Below are 18,557 nucleotides of genomic sequence, written 5' to 3'. Positions count from 1 at the left end.
CCCGTCGTCGCCGTCCGCTTGCGCGCGGGCATCACGCACGCGCCGCTTCTGCCTCCTCCGATCGTCTGATCGCCGTTCGCCCAACGCGTCACACGCTTTGCACCCCGCGCAGTTCACAGGCCGCGCGCGGTGCGTACGATCCTATGCGCGCGGCCCGCTCGTGCGGCGCGCCGCGCCATCGAGCACGAGGAATGCAGCAATGAAACGAAGAGATTTTTTGTCGGGCGCGGCCAGCGCCGTCGCCGCCGCCTGGTTTTCGCGCAGCGCGTTCGCCGCAGGCGACGACAGCATGCCGATGCACGACATGAGCAAAATGAACGGCATGGCGTCGATGTCCGGCATGCACGAAGCGATGCAAGGTGACATGCACGGCGGCGAACTCGCGCCCGTCGATGCGCTGCCTGCCGGCGCGCCGCTCGCGAGCCTGCGCACGCTCGTCAACGAAAGCCGCACGCCGGGCGAGTTCCGCGCAACGTTGCTCGCGCAACCGGTTGCTCGCGCGCTCGTGCAAGGTCAGCGCGACACCGTGTTCTGGCAGTTCGACGGCGGCCTCGCAGCGGCGGGCAAGGGCGATACGTCGGGGCCGGTGGTCGGTCCGCTGATCGAACTGCGTGAAGGCGATCGCGTCGAGATCCGGGTCGTCAACCGTCTCGAACAACCGACCACGATGCACTGGCACGGCTTGCCCGTGCCGCCCGATCAGGACGGCAATCCGTCGAATCCGATCGCGCCGGGCGGCGAGCACGTCTATCGCTTTACCTTGCCGAAGGGCAGCGCGGGCACCTACTGGTATCACCCGCATCCGCACATGCAAACCGCCGAGCAGGTGTTTCGCGGCCTCGCGGGCCCGATCGTCGTGCGCGCGGCCGACGATCCGCTCGCCGCGTGGCCCGAGCGTCATCTGTTCGTCTCCGACCTCAAGCTCGCCGCCGATGCGAGCATCGCGCCCAACAGCATGATGGACTGGATGAACGGTCGCGAAGGCCAGTTCGTGCTCGTCAACGGCGCGCGCGAACCGCGCATCGAGGTCGTGCGCGACGAGCGCTGGCGCGTCTGGAATGCGTGCAGCGCGCGCTATCTGCAACTCGCTTTCGACGACGGCCGCGCGTTCGCGCAGGTCGGCACCGATGGCGGTTTGCTCGCCGCGCCGCGCGACGGACTCACCGCGCTCGTGCTCGCGCCGGGCGAGCGCGCCGAACTGATCGTGCGCGCGGGGCAGGGCGCGTCGCAGGCGCGTTGGCTGGCCACGCAATACGACCGTCACAAAATGGCGATGTCGCACGGCAGCCTGCCGCCGGGGCCGAACGTCGTGCTCGCCGATGTGCGCTTTGCTCCGCGCGCCGATGCGTCGGGCGCCGATGCGTCCGTCGCCGATAAGTCCTCCGCGCTGCCTGCGTCATTGCGCACCATCGCGCCGCTCGGACCCGCGCGTGCGCAGAAGTCGGTGGGCTTCAGCGAAGCGATGGACATGCACGCGATGCACCAGCCGGGTGCGTCGACACGCGCGATGCCGCCCGGCATGAAATTCATGATCAACGGCGAGACTTACGTGCCGGGCCGCGCGACGCTCACGAGTCGACGCGGCGACGTCGAAAACTGGATGATTGCGAACGGCACGGACATGGATCATCCGTTCCATCTGCACGGTACGCAGTTCCAGGTGTTGTCGCGCGAGTTTGCCGGTCAGCGCATCGACGAGCCTTATCTTGCATGGCGCGACACGATCAACGTGAGGCCGGGAGAAATCGTGCATATCGCGACCGTGCAGCACGAAGCGGGCGATCGCATGTTCCATTGCCACATCCTCGAACACGAGGACCTCGGCATGATGGGCACATTGCGCGTGACCTGAGCCGCCACGAAGCGCGAGACCGCGTTCAGCGAGCGCGGTTTATAGCATGCGCATCGTTAAGAAACGATGACATGCGGAGTGCGAATGAATGAATCGTGAATGAAGACGCGAACGTGCAGCATGTGTACAAGCCGGCACGAGTGTCAAAAAGGCTTAAAAACAGGGGCTGAAAAAAGGAAACCCGGCCGAAGCCGGGTTTCCACAAGGTACGGGTACCGAACGTATCAGGCTGCTGCCTGAATGTTCGATGCCTGTTTGCCCTTCGGGCCTTGCACGACCTCGAAGCTCACCTTCTGCCCTTCTTTGAGGGTCTTGAAGCCATTCATCTGGATGGCCGAAAAGTGAGCAAACAGATCCTCGCCGCCTTCATCCGGCGTGATGAATCCGAAACCCTTCGCGTCGTTGAACCACTTGACCGTACCGGTTGCCATACCAACTTCCCCTGTAACTCATGTCACTACCACGAGCAGTTCGAAAAGCTTAACGATCGCTATATGCAATCGCCCCCTCCTCACAAGCTCACCAACGGCATCTTTTCGAAATTAACGGCGGTTGAAAAAAGTGCCAGCTTGATTGTTGAGGCTCTTTATTCTGCTGTCAAGAATATTTTGAGACCGTGCCGGACGCGTTGTAAAGACCGCATTTCCAGGGTTTTTCCGGCTTTTCTTGCGTGCTGCGTCGCGATGTTGCGCGTCATGCTCCCGAACTGCTCGTGCCCGCTTTTCATGGTGCATCGGTTGCACCGCCAACAGACAACGCGGTATCGCAAGGTGTCGGACAATGTCCGCTCGTCGATCAGTATTGATGACGCATGAAGTCGGACGCGCGGCGGGGTCATGTGAGCGTGGCATCTTGAAAAGTCGCATAATCGACTCACATGGGACTCACGGCGCGTCAGGCAGGTTTGACATCGAGTGGCGTGGAATCTGACAGTGAGCGTGCGGGCGCCGACAGTAGGCGACCACCTGACGCCGCAGGTTGTGCGATACTCGATTCGACGGTGGCCCGAAAGCTGCTGGCAGTGATTCAAACCGCGGTTTCAACGTTGGAACGAAGCGCGGATCGAACCGGCCCCGCAGCCGGGCGCCCATGCAGTCGCCTGGGCGAAGTTGATCGGGCCCGGAACGGGGAAGGCGCAGGTTTTGCTCACATGTGGCGGGCGCCGGAGCCAGCTTCACCGGACGGCCGGTCGGGTTTCGGCAGGATTGCGGGCCTGTCCGAGTTGTTTAGAATGGGTGTATGGCAATTATCCCGGACAAGCAGGATTCAACCGTACTGGAGCGGCAGGAGCACAAGGTCAAACCGCCCTCCATGTACAAGGTCGTGCTGATGAACGACGACTACACGCCGATGGAATTCGTCGTGATGGTCGTGCAGGAATATTTCAATAAGGACCGCGAGACCGCAACGCAGATCATGTTGAAGGTTCATCGCGAGGGCAGGGGCGTTTGTGGGGTCTATACGCGGGACATCGCGTCGACCAAGGTTGAGCAAGTCGTTACCCACGCACGGCAGGCCGGGCATCCGCTGCAGTGTGTGATGGAGGAAGCATGATTGCCCAGGAACTGGAAGTCAGCCTGCACATGGCGTTCATGGAAGCACGTCAGGCGCGGCACGAGTTCATCACGGTCGAGCATCTCTTGCTGGCGCTGTTGGACAATCCGACAGCGGCAGAAGTGTTGCGCGCGTGCGCCGCGAATATTGAAGACCTGCGACAGAACCTGCGCAACTTCATTCATGACAATACCCCTACGGTTCCCGGCACGGATGACGTCGATACGCAGCCGACGCTCGGGTTCCAGCGCGTGATCCAGCGCGCGATCATGCACGTTCAGTCCACTTCCAACGGCAAGAAGGAAGTGACGGGCGCGAACGTGCTGGTGGCGATCTTCGGCGAGAAAGACTCGCACGCGGTGTACTACCTGCAACAGCAGGGCGTCACGCGTCTGGACGTCGTGAATTTCATTTCGCATGGCATCGCGAAGACCGGCAGCGGCGAAGCCGCCAAGGCCAGCGACGCGAATGCGGAAGCCGAAGACGCCGCAGGCCAGAAGGAAACGCCGCTCGCGCAGTTCACGCAGAACCTGAACCAGATGGCGAAGGACGGCCGCATCGATCCGCTGATCGGGCGCGAGTCGGAAGTCGAGCGCGTGGTGCAGGTGCTGTGCCGCCGTCGCAAGAACAATCCGCTGCTCGTGGGCGAAGCCGGCGTCGGCAAGACCGCGATCGCGGAAGGCCTCGCCTGGCGCATCACGCGCGGCGAAGTGCCGGACATTCTCGCCGACGCGCAGGTGTATTCGCTCGATATGGGCGCGCTGCTCGCGGGCACGAAGTACCGCGGCGACTTCGAGCAACGTCTGAAGACGGTGCTCAAGGAGCTGAAGGAACGTCCGCACGCGATCCTGTTCATCGACGAGATTCATACGCTGATCGGCGCGGGCGCCGCATCGGGCGGTACGCTCGACGCTTCGAATCTGCTGAAGCCGGCGCTCTCGTCGGGCACGCTCAAGTGCATCGGCGCGACGACCTTCACGGAATATCGCGGCATCTTCGAGAAGGACGCGGCGCTGTCGCGTCGTTTCCAGAAGGTCGACGTGATCGAGCCGACCGTCGAGCAGACGGTGGCGATCCTGCGCGGTCTGAAGTCGCGCTTCGAGGAGCACCACGGCGTGAAGTATTCGTCGGGCGCGCTCAATGCGGCGGCTGAGTTGTCCGCACGCTTCATCACCGACCGTCATCTGCCCGACAAGGCGATCGACGTGATCGACGAAGCGGGCGCGGCGCAACGCATCCTGCCGAAGTCGAAGCAGAAGAAGACCATCGGCAAGAGCGAGATCGAAGAGATCATCTCGAAGATCGCGCGCGTGCCGGCGCAAAGCGTGTCGCAGGACGATCGCAGCAAGCTGCAGACGCTCGACCGCGATCTGAAGGCCGTGGTGTTCGGCCAGGATCCGGCTATCGACGCGCTGTCGGCGTCGATCAAGATGGCGCGCGCGGGTCTCGGCAAGACGGACAAGCCGATCGGCTCGTTCCTGTTCTCGGGTCCGACCGGCGTCGGCAAGACCGAAGTGGCGCGCCAGCTCGCGTTCACGCTCGGCATCGAGCTGATCCGTTTCGACATGTCCGAGTACATGGAGCGTCACGCGGTGAGCCGTCTGATCGGCGCGCCGCCGGGCTATGTCGGGTTCGACCAGGGCGGTCTGCTCACCGAAGCCGTCACGAAGAAGCCGCACTGCGTGCTGCTGCTCGACGAAATCGAGAAGGCGCACCCGGACATCTTCAACGTGCTGCTGCAGGTGATGGACCACGGCACGCTGACGGACAACAACGGCCGCAAGGCGGATTTCCGCAACGTCATCATCATCATGACGACGAACGCGGGCGCCGACACGATGAACAAGTCGACGATCGGTTTCACGACGCGCCGCGAACAAGGCGACGAAATGGCCGACATCAAGCGCCTGTTCACGCCGGAGTTCCGTAACCGTCTGGATGCGACGATCAGCTTCCGTGCGCTCGATGAGGAAATCATCATGCGCGTGGTCGACAAGTTCCTCATGCAGCTCGAAGACCAGCTGCACGAGAAGAAGGTCGATGCGCTGTTCACGGACGCGCTGCGCCAGCATCTGGCCAAGCACGGCTTCGACCCGCTGATGGGCGCGCGGCCGATGCAACGCCTGATCCAGGACACGATCCGCCGTGCGCTCGCCGACGAACTGCTGTTCGGCAAGCTCATGAGCGGCGGCCGCGTGACCGTGGATGTGGACGCCGACGACAAGGTGTTGCTCACGTTCGACGAGCAGCCTGCGCCGCGTCCGCCGGAGGCGGTCGAAGTAGAATAAGCGGTTTCCGCTTCAGGCCAGCCGGAACGGCGCGGACTTCACGGTCCGCGCCGTTTTGTTTTGTGCGCGTAATTGCTGCGAACGTCGTGGTATTTGCGTGCATTGCCGGTGAAATGGCCGCATGCCGTCGAGGGTGAAGGTGAGTTCAGATAAAAAGGGTGCGTTCGATTCGATCGTCGAACGCGAGCGCGGTTTGCGCCGCGGGCTGTCCGCCGGTCAGATGACGATGATCGCCATCGGCGGCGCGGTCGGCACGGGGCTGTTTCTCGGCAGCGGTTTCGCGATCGGCTTCGCCGGTCCGGGCGTGCTGATTTCCTACGCGATCGGCGCGCTGATCGCCTTGCTGCTGATGGGCGCGCTCGCCGAAATGACGGTCGCGCATCCCACCTCGGGTTCGTTCGGCGCTTACGCCGAGCACTACATCGGGCCGCTCGCGGGCTTCGTGGTGCGCTACGCGTACTGGTCCGCGTATGTGCTGGCGGTCGGCACCGAGGTCGCGGCCATCGCCGTCTACATGAAATTCTGGTTCCCGCACGTGCCTGGTCTGTACTGGATCGTCGGATTTTCGGCGGCGCTGATCGTCGTGAATGCGATGAGCGTGCGCGCGTATGGCTCGATCGAATACCTGTTTTCGAGCCTGAAAATCGCGGCGATCGTGGCCTTCATCGTGCTCGGCGCATGGTTCGTGTGGCACGCGCCCGCGAGTTCGGGCGTGGGCTTCGCGAACTACACGTCGCACGGCGGGCTGCTGCCGAAGGGCTGGTGGGGCGTGTGGGTGGGCACCATCGTGTCGCTGTTCAGCTACCTGGGCGTGGAGACCATCGCGGTCGCCGCGGCCGAGGCGCAGGACCCGGCGCGCGCCGTCACGCGTGCGTTCCGCGCCACCGTGCTGCGCCTCGTGCTGTTCTATCTGCTGACGCTCGCGCTGATGCTCGCGATCGTGCCGTGGACCGAGGCGGGCGGCAACGAAAGCCCGTTCGTGAAGGTGATGGCCGAAACCGGCGTGCCGTACGCGGCGGGCGCGATCAACTTCATCGTGCTGGTCGCGGCGCTCTCGGCCATGAACAGCCAGCTCTACATCACCACGCGCATGATGTTCAGCCTCTCGCGCGCGGGCTACGCGCCCGCCGTGTTCGGCCGCCTCACGCGTCAGGGCGTGCCGACGGCGGCGCTCTCGCTCTCGACCATCGGCATTGCGGTGTCGGCCGTGCTCAACGCGCTCTGGCCGCAGACGGCCTTCACGCTGATGATGTCGATCGCCATGTTCGGCGCGATGTTCACGTGGCTGATGATCTTCGTCACGCAGATTTTCTTCCGCATGCAGAACGCGAAGACGCCGCTGAAATTCCGCATGTGGGGCTTTCCGCTGACGAGCGTGCTGGGCGCGATCCTGATGCTCGGCATTCTGGTGGGCACGGCGTTCACGCGCGAATTCCGCATGACGCTCGCGTATGGCGTCGCGTTTCTCGTCGCGCTGGTCGTGATCTACGCGCTCTGGTATCGGCGTCGTGCGCCGCTCGCGGCTTCGCCCGACGCATCGCGCTAAACCGCGCCGGACAACAAAAAAGCACGCTCGAAAGCGTGCTTTTTTTATGGCCGCGTGCGGCGCGTGCAGCTTAGTGCTTGCCGGTGCTGCCGAAGCCGCCTTCGCCGCGCTCGCTCTCTTCGAAGCTCTCGACGACGTTGAACTGCGCCTGCACGACCGGCACGATCACGAGCTGCGCAAGACGTTCCAGCGGGTTCAGCGTGAAGGTCGTGTGGCCGCGATTCCAGGTGGAGATCATCAGCTCGCCCTGGTAGTCGGAGTCGATCAGGCCGACGAGGTTGCCGAGCACGATGCCGTGCTTGTGGCCGAGACCCGAGCGCGGCAGGATCAGCGCCGCATAGCCCGGATCGGCGAGGTGAATCGCGAGCCCGGTCGGGATCAGCTTCGTTTCGCCCGGTTCGAGCGTGACGGGCGCGTCGAGGCACGCGCGCAGGTCGAGGCCCGCGCTGCCCGGCGTGGCGTAGTGGGGCAGCTGGTCGCGCATGCGTTCGTTGAGGATCTTGACGTCGATTTTCATGAGTTGGCGTTCAGGTCAGTTTGAGCGAGGCAGTTCGAAGGCCTCGGCGAGAAGTTCGTAGGAGCGCTGACGCGCCTTGTAGCTGCCGGCGACGGTCAGCACGATCAGTTCGTCGGCGCGGAAGCGGTCCTTGAGCGCCAGCAGGCGCTCCGTCACGCTGTCCGGCGTGCCGATGATGCTGCGCGGCTTCTCGCGGTCGATCACGAGTTGCTCGCGCTCGCCGTATTCCTGGGCGCGCCCCTGCTCAAGGCTCGGGATCGGCGCGTTCAGGCCGTAGGCCATCTGCACGCGGCGCAGGTCGACGGCTTTTTCGAGGTCGGCGGCCTCGGCTTCGGTATCGGCGCAGATCACGAAGACGGCGCAGGCCAGGTACGGTTTCGCTTCGTGGCCTGCCTTGAAGCGGTCGTGATACGCCTCGGACACCAGATGCCCGAAGTGCGCGTTGATGAAATGCGCGAACGAGAAACGCAGGCCCAGTTGCGCCGCGAGCAGGCCGCCGAAGTCGCTCGAACCGAGCACCCAGAGTTGCGGGCGAGTCTCGATTTGCGGCTGCAGGACGACGCCGTGCGCGAGGTGATCGGCGGGCAGCGTGCCGTCCATCAGCCCGACGAGATCCTGCACCTGCTGCGTGAACTGGTCGCCGCGATTGTAGGCGCCCGCCGCGACCGCCTGGGCGGTGCGCATGTCGCCGCCGGGCGCGCGTCCGACGCCCAGATCGACGCGGCCGGGAAACAGCGCCTCCAGCATCATGAACTGCTCGGCGACCTTGAACGGGCTGTAGTAGGGCAGCATGACGCCGCCCGAGCCGATGCGGATGCGCTTCGTCAGACTGCCGATGCGCGCGAGCAGGACTTCGGGGCAGGGATTGCACACGCCGAGCAGGCCGTGGTGCTCGGCGCACCAGTAGCGCGTGTAGCCGAGCTCGTCGGCGAGTTGCGCGAGGTCGAGCGTGGCGGCGAGTGCGTCCGCCGCGGTATGCCCGGCAATGACGGGCGATTGATCCAGTACGGAAAGCAGTGTCATGGCGTACTGCTCCTCGATGACGTTCGTGATGCATGCGCGCGGGCGGCGCCCGCGCGCATGCATCACGAGATGATGCCCGGTGCCGGCAGACGCTTCGCGATTTCGGCGACGAGCGTCTGCGCGAGCGCCAGCTTGGCCGCGCGCGGCAGCGGCGTGCGGCCGGCGGCTTCGAACAGCACGACTTCGTTGTCGTCCTGACCGAAGGTGAGCGGGCCGAGATTGCCGATCAGCAGCGGCACCTTCTTGCGCGCGCGCTTCTCTTCGCCGTGCACGTCGAGGTCGCCGCTTTCGGCAGCGAAACCGACGCAGTACGGCGCATTCGGCATGGCCGCGACCGAGGCAAGGATGTCCGGGTTCTCGACGAACGTGAACGTCGGCATGCGATGCTCGGCCGTTTTCTTGATCTTGTGCTCGGCGACGTGATCGACGCGCCAGTCGGCCACCGCCGCCACGCCGATGAACACGTCGGCGTCGGGTGCGGCGTGCATCACGGCGTCGTACATCTGCTGCGCGGTCTGCACGTCTTCGCGGTAGACGCCCCACGGCGTGTCCAGCGCGACCGGGCCGGCCACCAGATGCACTTCGGCGCCCGCCTGCTGCGCGGCGCGCGCGAGCGCGAAGCCCATCTTGCCGCTCGAACGGTTGGTGATGCCGCGCACCGGATCGAGCGGCTCGAACGTCGGTCCGGCCGTGATCAGGAGCTTGCGGCCCGCGAGCAGCTTGGGCGTGAAGAACGCGACGATCGCTTCGTACACGGCTTCCGGCTCCAGCATGCGCCCGTCGCCGACTTCGCCGCAAGCCTGCGGACCGGAATCGGGGCCGAGCGTTTCGATGCCGTCGGCGCGGATCTGCGCGACGTTGCGCTGCGTGGCCGGGTTCTGCCACATCTGCCGGTTCATCGCGGGCACGACCAGCAGCGGACAGTCGCGCGCGACGCACAGCGTCGAGAGCAGGTCGTCGGCGAAACCGTGGGCGAGCTTGGCGATGAAGTCGGTGGACGCGGGCGCGATGACGATGGCGTCCGCCTCGCGCGACAGGTCGATGTGCGCCATGTTGTTGGGCACGCGGCCGTCCCACTGGCTCGTGTAGACGGGGCGGCCCGAGAGCGCCTGCATGGTCACCGGCGTGATGAACTGCGTGGCCGCCTCGGTCATCACGATCTGCACGGTCGCGCCCGCCTTGACGAGCAGGCGCGTGAGTTCGGCGATCTTGTAGCAGGCGATGCCGCCCGTCATGCCGAGCACGAGATGGCGCCCGGCCAGTTCGCCCGGATGGGCTGCGGAGGTGTTCAAGTCGGTTCTCTCCAGTGACGCTGCGTGACGCGAAGCGGCGCAGCGAGGCGCGCCGATTCGCGTCGTGCCTTGACGTCGTGACTCAGCGCCGTGACTCAGCGCGAGCCGCGCACGCGCCGCAGTTCGTCGAACACCAGCAAGGCCGCGCCGACGCAGATCGCGCTGTCCGCGACGTTGAACGCCGGCCAGTGCGAGCGGCCCAGATGGAAGTCCAGGAAGTCGATCACATGGCCGTACATCAGGCGGTCGAGCACGTTGCCGAGCGCGCCGCCCAGAATCAGCGAAAGCGCCGTGCAGAACATGCGCTGGCCCGCGTGACGCTTGAGCAGGTAGCAGATCACCAGCGCGGCCACGACGCCCAGCGCCGTGAACGCCCAGCGCTGCCAGCCGCCTGCCGCCGCGAGGAAGCTGAACGCCGCGCCCTTGTTGTAGACCAGCACGAGGTTGAAGAACGGCGTGATCACGCGGCCTTCGCCGTATGCGAACACCTTGGCGATGGCGATCTTGGTGAGCTGATCCGCGAGGATCACGATCACCGCGATGCCGAGCCACGGCGCGAGCGTGCCGCTCACGCCATTCGACTTCATTTGCTTCGTCATGGTCTTGGCCATTATGCGGCGCTCCGGGTTTCGCCGTTGCCGAACAGATTGGCGACGCAGCGGCCGCACAGGCCCGGATGCTCGGCGTTCGCGCCCACGTCGTCGCGATAGTGCCAGCAGCGTTCGCACTTGAGGTACTTCGAGGTCACGACTTCGACGCCTTCGTCCGCTTCGTTTTCGACCTTGATGACTTCCGCCGCCGAGGTGATCAGCACGAACTTCAGGTCGTCGCCGAGCGAGGTGAGGGCGTCGTAACGCGCGCCGCTCGCGAGAATGCGCACTTCGGCCTGCAGCGACGAACCGATCTGGTTCGCGCCGCGCGCCTCTTCGAGCGCCTTCGTGACGTTGCCGCGCACTTCGCGCAGCAGCGACCACTTCACGATCAGATCCTGCGCGCCGGCGATGTCCGGGAACGCATGGAAGGTTTCCGTGAAGATGGTTTCGCTTTGCGGCTGGAACACCTTCCACGCTTCCTCGGCCGTGAACGAGAGGAACGGCGCGAGAATGCGCAGCAGGCTGTGCGTGATGTGATGCAGTGCCGTCTGCGCACCGCGACGCGCGGCCGAATCCGGCGCGCTCGTGTAGAGGCGGTCCTTCAGCACGTCGAGATAGAAGCCGCCGAGATCTTCCGAGCAGAACGTCTGCAGCTTCGCGACGACCGGGTGGAACTCGTAGCGGTCGTAGTGCGAGAGCACGTCGTTTTGCAGCGTGTGCGTGAGCGCCACGGCGTAACGGTCGATTTCGAGCCATTGATCCGCGGGCAGCGCGTGCTTCTCGAAGTCGAAGTCCGACAGGTTCGAGAGCAGGAAGCGCAGCGTGTTGCGGATACGGCGATAGCCTTCCGTCACGCGCTTCAGGATTTCTTCCGAGATCGCCAGTTCGCCCGAGTAGTCGGTCGACGCGATCCACAGACGGATGATTTCCGCGCCCAGACGGTTCGCCACTTCATGCGGGTCGACGCCGTTGCCGAGCGACTTCGACATCTTGCGGCCTTCGCCGTCGACGGTGAAGCCGTGCGTGAGCAGCGCGTTGTAGGGCGGACGGCCGTCGAGCATGGAAGCCGTCAGCAGCGACGAATGGAACCAGCCGCGATGCTGGTCCGAGCCTTCCAGATAGAGGTCGGCCGGGAATTGCAGGTCGTCCTTGTGCGAGCCGCGCAGCACGTGCCAGTGCGTCGTGCCCGAGTCGAACCACACGTCGAGCGTGTCGCGGTTCTTCTCGTACAGGTTCGCGTCGTCGCCGATCAGCTCGCGCGGGTCGAGCGTCTGCCAGGCTTCGATGCCCGACACTTCGACGCGCTTCGCGACTTCTTCGAGCAGCTCCGGCGTGCGCGGATGCAGCTCGCCGGTTTCCTTGTGGACGAAGAACGCCATCGGCACGCCCCATTGGCGCTGGCGCGAGAGCGTCCAGTCCGGGCGGTTGGCGATCATCGAGAACAGGCGTTGCTTGCCCCACGACGGATAGAACGCCGTGGCTTCGATGCCTTCGAGCGCCGTTTCGCGCAGCGTCTTGCCGCCGTCGTTCGGCGTGACGTCCATGCCCGCGAACCACTGCGAGGTCGCGCGGTAGATGATGGGCGTCTTGTGGCGCCAGCAGTGCATGTAGCTGTGCAGGTATTTCTCGCTGCGCAGCAGGGTGCCGGCGGCGTCGAGCGCCTCGACGACCTTCGGATTCGCGTCCCAGATCGAGAGGCCGCCGAACAGCGGCAGCGATTCGACGTAGCGGCCGTCGCCCATCACCGGGCTGATGATGTCGGAGTCGACCATGCCGTGCGCCTTGCACGACACGAAGTCTTCCACGCCGTAGGCGGGCGCCGAGTGCACGATGCCCGTGCCGGTGTCGGTCGTCACGTAGTCGCCGAGATAGATCGGCGAGGTGCGCTTGTAGCCCGGATGCGCCGAGGCGAGCGGGTGATTGAAGCGCAGGTTGGCGAGCTTTTCGCCCTGCGTGGTGGCGACGACGGTGCCTTCGAGGCCGAAGTCCTTCATGCAGGCTTCGACGCGTTCGCTCGCGAGGATCAGTAGGCCGCGCTGGGTGTCGACGAGCGCGTACTCGATTTCCGGATGCACGTTGAGCGCCTGGTTCGACGGGATCGTCCAGGGCGTCGTGGTCCAGATGACGATGCCGCCTTCCTCGCGCGGCAGCGCGGCGAGGCCGAACGCGGCCGCCGTTTCCGCGGGCTGCGCGAACGTGAACAGTACGTCGATGGTCGGATCGGTCTTGTCCTTGTACTCGACTTCGGCTTCAGCGAGCGCCGAGCCGCAGTCGAAACACCAGTTGACCGGCTTCAGGCCGCGGAACACATAACCCTTCTCCATGATCTTCGCGAGGGCGCGGATTTCGCCCGCCTCGTTCGCGAAATTCATGGTCTTGTACGGGTTGTCCCAGTCGCCGAGCACGCCCAGGCGCTTGAAGCCCTTCTTCTGCGTTTCGATCTGGCCGGACGCGTACTCGCGCGCCTTCTTCATCACTTCCTGCGCGGGCAGCGACTTGCCGAACTGCTTTTCGATCTGGATTTCGATCGGCATGCCGTGGCAGTCCCAGCCCGGCACATAGACCGCGTCGAAGCCCGCGAGATTGCGCGCCTTGACGATCATGTCCTTGAGGATCTTGTTCACCGCGTGGCCGAGGTGGATGTCGCCGTTCGCATACGGCGGGCCGTCGTGCAGGATGAACTTCTTGCGGCCCTTCGAGGCTGCGCGGATCTTCTTGTAGATACCTTGTTCTTCCCACTCCTTGACCCATTGCGGCTCGCGCTTGGGCAGGTCGCCGCGCATGGGGAACGGCGTGTCGAGCAGGTTGACGGGGTACTTCGATTCGGACTTTTGCGGCTTGCCGGAGGATGCTTTCTTGTCGCTCATGGTGAGATCACGTGGAATTCGGGGGAAGCACGGCGTCAGCATTGCGGGCGATGCCGCGCAACCGTCGCCTCGGGCGCCGCACGCGTGCTGCACGGCGGCGCCTGGGGGCGGGCGGCCCGAAACGCGTGCCTTGCTCGGCAAGACGCGCGCGGGCCGCGGGTCAAATTCGATCGGTCGCCGAGGTGGCGAAGCCGGTGGACGCGCCGCCGGCCGCGCCCGTGCCCGCCGCGGCGAACCACGCGCGGGCGTTGCTTACGTCGCGTGCGATCGCGGCGGTGAGCGTTTCGAGGTCGGCGAACTTCTCCTCGTCGCGCAGCTTCTTCAGGAACTCGACGCGCACGAGCTTGCCGTACGCGCTGCCGTGCCAGTCGAGCAGATGCACTTCGAGCAGCACGCGGCCCGAGTCGTCGACCGTGGGCCGCAAGCCGAGGCTCGCGACGCCCGGCAGCGGGTGGTCGGCGATACCGTGAACCTGCACGACGAAAATGCCCTTGAGCGCGGGGCGCTTGTGGCCGATCGGCAGATTCAGCGTGGGAAAGCCGAGGTCGCGGCCGAGCTTCAGGCCGTGCACGACGTGTCCGCTGATTTCGTAGCCCCGGCCGAGTGAGGCGCGCGCGGCGTCCAGATCGCCGGCCGCGAGCTGCGTGCGCACGGCGGAGCTGGAAATGCGCACGCCCGACGGGTCGGCGACGGTGGCCATCTGTTCGACTTCGAAGCCGTGTTCGCGGCCCGCGAGCTGCAGCGAGGCGAAATCGCCCGCACGCTTCGCGCCGTAGCGGAAGTCGTCGCCGATCATCATCCAGCGCGCGTGCAGGCCGCCCACGATGATGCGCTCGACGAACGCGTCCGGCGACTGGCTCGCGAAGGTGTGGTTGAAATGCTCGACCACCACGCGGTCCACGCCGTTCTCGCGCAGCGCTTCGAGCTTGTCGCGCAGCATGGCGATGCGCGGCGGGGCGCTGGCGGGATTGAAGAACTCGCGGGGATGCGGCTCGAAGGTCATCACGCAGACCGGCAGGCCGCGCGCGTCAGCGGCTTCGCGCACGCGCGCGAGCAGCGCCTGATGTCCGCGGTGGACACCGTCGAAATTGCCGATGGTGAGCGCGCAGGGCGCGCGACTTTCGGCGTTGGGGAGACCGCGGAAAACTCTCACGATAGCGGAACCTGGAGGAACCTCGAAAAGCGCGCGGGCCGTGCGCGCTCGATATGACCGGTGGTGCGGCCGGAGCCGCGACTAAACAGGAGATTATAAACGCACGCGAGGGCGATCGCTCCCGCCCGAACGTCGGGCGTCGTCCCCGATGATAAAATCCGCGGATGAAAAATCTCGTCATCCTGATTTCGGGGCGGGGCAGCAACATGGAAGCCATCGTGCGCGCGTGCGCGCACGAAGCCTGGCCGGCGCGCATCGCCGCCGTGATTGCCAACCGTCCCGACGCCGCGGGCCTTGCGTTCGCGGCGTCGCATGGCATTGCCACGGCGGTGGTCGATCATCGCCAGTATCCGGATCGCGCCGCCTTCGACGCGGCGCTCGCGCAAACCATCGACGGTTATGCGCCCGATCTCGTCGTGCTCGCGGGCTTCATGCGCGTGCTCACCGAAGGTTTCGTCACGCATTATTCGGGTCGGATGCTCAATATCCATCCGTCGCTGCTGCCGAGCTTTCCGGGCCTCAAGACGCACCAGCAGGCGCTCGACGCGGGTTGCCGCGTGCACGGCGCCACGGTGCATTTCGTCACGCCCACGCTGGATCATGGTCCTATCGTCGCGCAATCGGGCATTCCGGTGCGCGCGGGCGACGACGCCGCGGCTTTGGCCGCGCGCGTGCTCAAGACCGAACATGTTATTTATCCGCGCGCGGTGCGCTGGTTCGTCGAAGGGCGCCTCGCGCTCGACGGCGGACGTGTGACGCTCTCGCCGCCCGAGCCGCAATGGCTCTTCCTTGACGATGTAAACGAAGCACAAGCACACAACGCCGGGGAGGGCGCATGAGGCTGCATGGATTTTTGATTGGACAAACCGAGACGCTGCTCGCCGATGTGCTCAAGTTCGCCGGCCCCGCCGACGCGATCACGAGCCGTTTTTTCCGCGAGCATCCGAAGCTTGGCCACGGTGAGCGCGGCGTGATCGCCGAAGCCGTGTTCGCCGTGCTGCGCCGTCGCATGGAGTTCGCGCACCTGGCCGAAAGCGGCACGGGCAGCCCGACGCGCCGCCTCACGCTGCTCGGCCTGATGGCCACGGCGGGGCGCTCGGCGATCCGTCCCTTCGTCTCGGACGCCGAGGCGAACTGGCTCGAACACGTCGCGAAGATCGATCCGGCGAGCCTGCCGCAGCGCGTGCAGCTCAATCTGCCCGAGTGGATCCTGAAGGCGCTCGAATCGCGTTTCGACGCCGCCGAAATGGCGCAACTGGCGTCCGCGCTCAACTATCCGGCGCCGCTCGACCTGCGCTCGAATCCGATCAAGGCGAGCCGCGACGAGCTGATGCGCTCGCTGGCCGCGGCCGGCATCGAGGCCGGCGAGACGCCGTTCGCGCCGAACGGCGTGCGCGTAACGGGCAAGCCGGCGCTGTCGCGCCTCGACGCCTTCAAGGACGGCTGGTTCGAAGTGCAGGACGAAGGCAGCCAGCTGCTGTGCTCGCTGGTCGCGCCGCGCCGTGGCGAGATGGTGGTGGACTTCTGTGCGGGCGCGGGCGGCAAGACGCTGGCGCTCGGCGCGATGATGCGCTCGTCGGGCCGTCTCTACGCGTTCGACATCTCCGATCGCCGTCTCGCGAAGCTCAAGCCGCGCCTTGCGCGCAGCGGCCTCTCGAACGTCAATCCGGTGCTGATCGACAGCGAGCACGACGCCAAGATCAAGCGTCTGATCGGCAAGATCGACCGCGTGCTGGTCGATGCGCCGTGCTCGGGGCTGGGCACGCTGCGCCGCAATCCCGACCTCAAGTGGCGCCAGTCGCCCGAGTCGGTCGCCGAACTCGCGCCCAAGCAACTGTCGATTCTCACGAGCGCCGCGCGTCTGCTCAAGCGCGGCGGCCGTCTGGTCTACGCGACCTGCAGCATTCTCGAAGCCGAGAACGAAGCGGTCGTGAAGCAGTTCCTCGACGCGCATCCGGACTTCGTGCTGGTCAGCGCGCGCGACGTGCTGGCGGAACAGCGCGTGGGTCTCGATACCGGCGACTACCTCTCGCTGTGGCCGCATCGTCACGCCACCGACGGCTTCTTCGCCGCCGTGCTGGAGCGCCGCGGCGACGCGCAGCCGAAGACGAAAAAGGCTGCCGCCGCGACCACGCCGGAAGAGGCCGCTGCCGCGACCGAAGCCGCCGACGCGATCGCCAAGGCTCAGCAGCCCGCAGCCGCCGAACCGGACGCAACGCAGGAATAAGCGGTTGAACTCACCGCGGGCTGGAAGTGCGGTGAACGTGTCAGAAGCTGTAGCAACGGCTGTAGCAACGCGGGGCCGTCCGATTCCGATCGGGCGGCCCCGCGCCGTTTGAATTCGCAAACCCATGATGGAAAACCGCATTTTTTCGCACATGCTGGGCGGCGTGATCCGCGATTTCGGCCAGCCGGTCATGCTCTGGCAGGCCGGCGTGCTGATCGGCGCGCTCGTGCTGGCGTGGCTGCTCGCGCGGCTGCTGCGGCGCGTGCTCGAAGCGCGCCGCCAGGATCGCTATGAAGGCCTGCGCTTCGGCGCCGAAAGCCTGTCGCGCGCCTTTTTCCCGCTGATCGGCGCCGGCTGCGTCTGGATCGCGCGCGAGATCGCCAGCAATTTCATCCACACGTCGCTGCTCAATCTCGCGCTGGTGCCGCTGTTCGGCATCGGGCTCATCTACATCGCGTTCTTCTTCGCGCGGCGCGTGTTCGGCCGCAACGGCCAGACGCACGCGTGGCTCGGCATCGTCGAAAAGCTCGTGTCGCTGATCGTCTGGCTCGGCATGCTGTTCACCGTGCTCGGCATTCAGGACGACGTGCTCGCGTGGATGGAGAGCGTGCGCTTTCGCATCGGCACCGCGCATGTGAGCCTGCTGTCGCTGTCCAACGGCGTGCTGTGGGTCTGCGTGACGATGATCGTGGCCGTCTGGGCGGGCGCGGCGCTCGAGGACCGGCTGATGCGCGCGACCACCATCGACGCCAATCTGCGCGTTGTGCTCGCGCGCGTGGGCCGCGCGCTGCTGGTGTTCGCGGCCATTCTGTTCAGCCTGTCGATCGTCGGCATCGACATCACGGTGCTGGGCGTGTTCGGCGGCGCGCTGGGCGTCGGCCTCGGCTTCGGCTTGCAGAAGATCGCGAGCAATTACGTGTCGGGCTTCATCATTCTGATCGACCGCTCGTTGCGTCTGGGCGACACCATCAACGTGAGCGGACTCGCGGGCAAGGTCACGCAGATCCGCACGCGCTACACGGTCGTGCGCGGGCTCGACGGCGTGGAGACGCTGATCCCGAACGAAAAGCTGATCACCGATGTGGTGCAGAACCAGTCCTCGTATCTGACGCGCGGCTACGCCAAGGCGGCGGTGCAGGTCGCCTACGACACCGATCTCGATCAGGCGATGGCGCTGCTCGCGCGGGCGGGCGAGGGCGTCGAGCGTGTGCTGACCGATCCGGCCCCGACGCCGTATCTGGCGAGTTTCGGCGGCGACGGCATCAATCTCGAACTCGGTTTCTGGATCGCCGACGCGGCCAACGGCACGTCGAGCGTGCGTTCGGCGGTGAACATGAACATCTGGCGTCTGTACAACGAAGCGGGTATTTCGATCCCGTTCGCGCAGCGCGAGGTGCGCATCATCGGCGGCGCCATGCCGGTGGCCGGTCCGCCCGTTCGGGGACAGAACGAGACGCCTGGCGGGGAACAACCCCGGGATCAACCCCAGGCGGCGGCGGACGAAAGGTAGGAAGGGGTCGGAAGGGCGTGACGAATGTGCGGCAAACCGCCTCTGGCGCCCTAAAGAAGGTTGACTCCGCGGCCGTTAAAGAAAAAAATCTTCATTTGTTACAAACACTTGGAACGGTTCTAGTAGAATGCCGTC

General features: G+C 65.5%; 15 protein-coding genes. 8 read left to right on the top strand and 7 right to left on the bottom strand.

Features of this window, described 5'->3' with window-relative positions:
- Window positions 1-199: 199 nt before the first annotated feature.
- Window positions 200-1,852, top strand: a complete 1,653-nt coding sequence (locus G3N97_RS16810; RefSeq protein ID WP_205994240.1) for a multicopper oxidase family protein — start codon at window positions 200-202, stop codon at window positions 1,850-1,852.
- Between the two features lie 224 nt (window positions 1,853-2,076).
- On the opposite strand, the gene cspD is transcribed toward G3N97_RS16810, so the two are convergent.
- The gene (gene cspD / locus G3N97_RS16805) at window positions 2,077-2,283 is read right to left on the bottom strand and encodes a cold shock domain-containing protein CspD (RefSeq protein ID WP_017776809.1); all 207 of its coding nucleotides are present in this window, start codon (window positions 2,281-2,283) and stop codon (window positions 2,077-2,079) included.
- Window positions 2,284-2,346: 63 nt separating this feature from the next.
- Between cspD and G3N97_RS16800 the strand changes: the two genes are divergently transcribed.
- The 4 genes from G3N97_RS16800 to G3N97_RS16785 all read left to right on the top strand — a co-directional run bounded on the left by G3N97_RS16800 (window position 2,347) and on the right by G3N97_RS16785 (window position 7,240).
- Window positions 2,347-2,667 carry a hypothetical protein gene (locus G3N97_RS16800; protein WP_205994242.1) on the top strand — a complete coding sequence of 107 codons (321 nt, stop codon included), beginning with the start codon at window positions 2,347-2,349 and terminating at the stop codon, window positions 2,665-2,667.
- 424 nt (window positions 2,668-3,091) lie between these two features.
- Entirely contained in the window at window positions 3,092-3,406 is a 315-nt protein-coding gene (gene clpS / locus G3N97_RS16795; protein ID WP_027817520.1) for an ATP-dependent Clp protease adapter ClpS, read from the top strand.
- Window positions 3,403-5,694: an ATP-dependent Clp protease ATP-binding subunit ClpA gene (gene clpA, locus G3N97_RS16790; protein WP_065065196.1), complete on the top strand. Its 2,292-nt coding sequence runs from the start codon at window positions 3,403-3,405 to the stop codon at window positions 5,692-5,694. Before clpS ends, clpA begins: the two co-directional genes overlap by 4 nt.
- 139 nt (window positions 5,695-5,833) lie before the next feature.
- Entirely contained in the window at window positions 5,834-7,240 is a 1,407-nt protein-coding gene (locus tag G3N97_RS16785; protein WP_346778077.1) for an amino acid permease, read from the top strand.
- A 70-nt stretch (window positions 7,241-7,310) separates the two neighbouring features.
- Here G3N97_RS16785 and dut read toward each other — a convergent pair whose 3' ends face one another.
- The 6 genes from dut to G3N97_RS16755 all read right to left on the bottom strand — a co-directional run bounded on the left by dut (window position 7,311) and on the right by G3N97_RS16755 (window position 14,685).
- Complete coding sequence (gene dut / locus G3N97_RS16780; protein ID WP_065065194.1) at window positions 7,311-7,757, bottom strand: dUTP diphosphatase; 447 nt, start codon at window positions 7,755-7,757, stop codon at window positions 7,311-7,313.
- Window positions 7,758-7,772: 15 nt separating this feature from the next.
- Entirely contained in the window at window positions 7,773-8,780 is a 1,008-nt protein-coding gene (locus G3N97_RS16775; RefSeq protein ID WP_176080758.1) for an LLM class flavin-dependent oxidoreductase, read from the bottom strand.
- Between the two features lie 62 nt (window positions 8,781-8,842).
- A complete protein-coding gene (gene coaBC, locus G3N97_RS16770) occupies window positions 8,843-10,072 on the bottom strand; it encodes a bifunctional phosphopantothenoylcysteine decarboxylase/phosphopantothenate--cysteine ligase CoaBC (RefSeq protein ID WP_277397745.1) in 1,230 nt (409 codons plus the stop codon).
- Between the two features lie 95 nt (window positions 10,073-10,167).
- Window positions 10,168-10,683, bottom strand: a complete 516-nt coding sequence (gene lspA, locus G3N97_RS16765) for a signal peptidase II (protein WP_205994238.1) — start codon at window positions 10,681-10,683, stop codon at window positions 10,168-10,170.
- Window positions 10,683-13,532, bottom strand: a complete 2,850-nt coding sequence (gene ileS, locus G3N97_RS16760) for an isoleucine--tRNA ligase (protein ID WP_205994237.1) — start codon at window positions 13,530-13,532, stop codon at window positions 10,683-10,685. Before ileS ends, lspA begins: the two co-directional genes overlap by 1 nt.
- A 160-nt stretch (window positions 13,533-13,692) precedes the next feature.
- Window positions 13,693-14,685, bottom strand: a complete 993-nt coding sequence (locus G3N97_RS16755) for a bifunctional riboflavin kinase/FAD synthetase (RefSeq protein ID WP_205994236.1) — start codon at window positions 14,683-14,685, stop codon at window positions 13,693-13,695.
- Between the two features lie 164 nt (window positions 14,686-14,849).
- Between G3N97_RS16755 and purN the strand changes: the two genes are divergently transcribed.
- From purN to G3N97_RS16740, 3 genes are all read left to right on the top strand, one after another.
- Entirely contained in the window at window positions 14,850-15,524 is a 675-nt protein-coding gene (gene purN / locus G3N97_RS16750) for a phosphoribosylglycinamide formyltransferase (RefSeq protein WP_065065189.1), read from the top strand.
- A complete protein-coding gene (locus tag G3N97_RS16745; protein WP_205994235.1) occupies window positions 15,521-16,912 on the top strand; it encodes an RsmB/NOP family class I SAM-dependent RNA methyltransferase in 1,392 nt (463 codons plus the stop codon). The genes purN and G3N97_RS16745 overlap by 4 nt, the downstream gene beginning before the upstream one ends.
- Before the next feature lie 127 nt (window positions 16,913-17,039).
- Complete coding sequence (locus G3N97_RS16740) at window positions 17,040-18,422, top strand: mechanosensitive ion channel domain-containing protein (protein ID WP_205994234.1); 1,383 nt, start codon at window positions 17,040-17,042, stop codon at window positions 18,420-18,422.
- The last annotated feature ends 135 nt before the right edge of the window (window positions 18,423-18,557 follow it).

Origin of the sequence: Paraburkholderia sp. Ac-20347 (assembly GCF_017104805.1) — a bacterium.
In the GTDB taxonomy this organism is placed as follows: domain Bacteria; phylum Pseudomonadota; class Gammaproteobacteria; order Burkholderiales; family Burkholderiaceae; genus Paraburkholderia; species Paraburkholderia tropica.
This window is presented reverse-complemented; position numbering and strand designations above follow the sequence as displayed.

Excerpts from the sequence above, each read along its gene's own strand:
- G3N97_RS16810 (WP_205994240.1), top strand. The coding sequence starts at position 200 with ATGAAACGAAGAGATTTTTTGTCGGGCGCGGCCAGCGCCGTCGCCGCC.
- cspD (WP_017776809.1), bottom strand. The coding sequence starts at position 2,283 with ATGGCAACCGGTACGGTCAAGTGGTTCAACGACGCGAAGGGTTTCGGA.
- G3N97_RS16800 (WP_205994242.1), top strand. The coding sequence starts at position 2,347 with ATGCAATCGCCCCCTCCTCACAAGCTCACCAACGGCATCTTTTCGAAA.
- clpS (WP_027817520.1), top strand. The coding sequence starts at position 3,092 with ATGGCAATTATCCCGGACAAGCAGGATTCAACCGTACTGGAGCGGCAG.
- clpA (WP_065065196.1), top strand. The coding sequence starts at position 3,403 with ATGATTGCCCAGGAACTGGAAGTCAGCCTGCACATGGCGTTCATGGAA.
- dut (WP_065065194.1), bottom strand. The coding sequence starts at position 7,757 with ATGAAAATCGACGTCAAGATCCTCAACGAACGCATGCGCGACCAGCTG.
- G3N97_RS16775 (WP_176080758.1), bottom strand. The coding sequence starts at position 8,780 with ATGACACTGCTTTCCGTACTGGATCAATCGCCCGTCATTGCCGGGCAT.
- lspA (WP_205994238.1), bottom strand. The coding sequence starts at position 10,683 with ATGGCCAAGACCATGACGAAGCAAATGAAGTCGAATGGCGTGAGCGGC.
- ileS (WP_205994237.1), bottom strand. The coding sequence starts at position 13,532 with ATGAGCGACAAGAAAGCATCCTCCGGCAAGCCGCAAAAGTCCGAATCG.
- purN (WP_065065189.1), top strand. The coding sequence starts at position 14,850 with ATGAAAAATCTCGTCATCCTGATTTCGGGGCGGGGCAGCAACATGGAA.
- G3N97_RS16745 (WP_205994235.1), top strand. The coding sequence starts at position 15,521 with ATGAGGCTGCATGGATTTTTGATTGGACAAACCGAGACGCTGCTCGCC.
- G3N97_RS16740 (WP_205994234.1), top strand. The coding sequence starts at position 17,040 with ATGGAAAACCGCATTTTTTCGCACATGCTGGGCGGCGTGATCCGCGAT.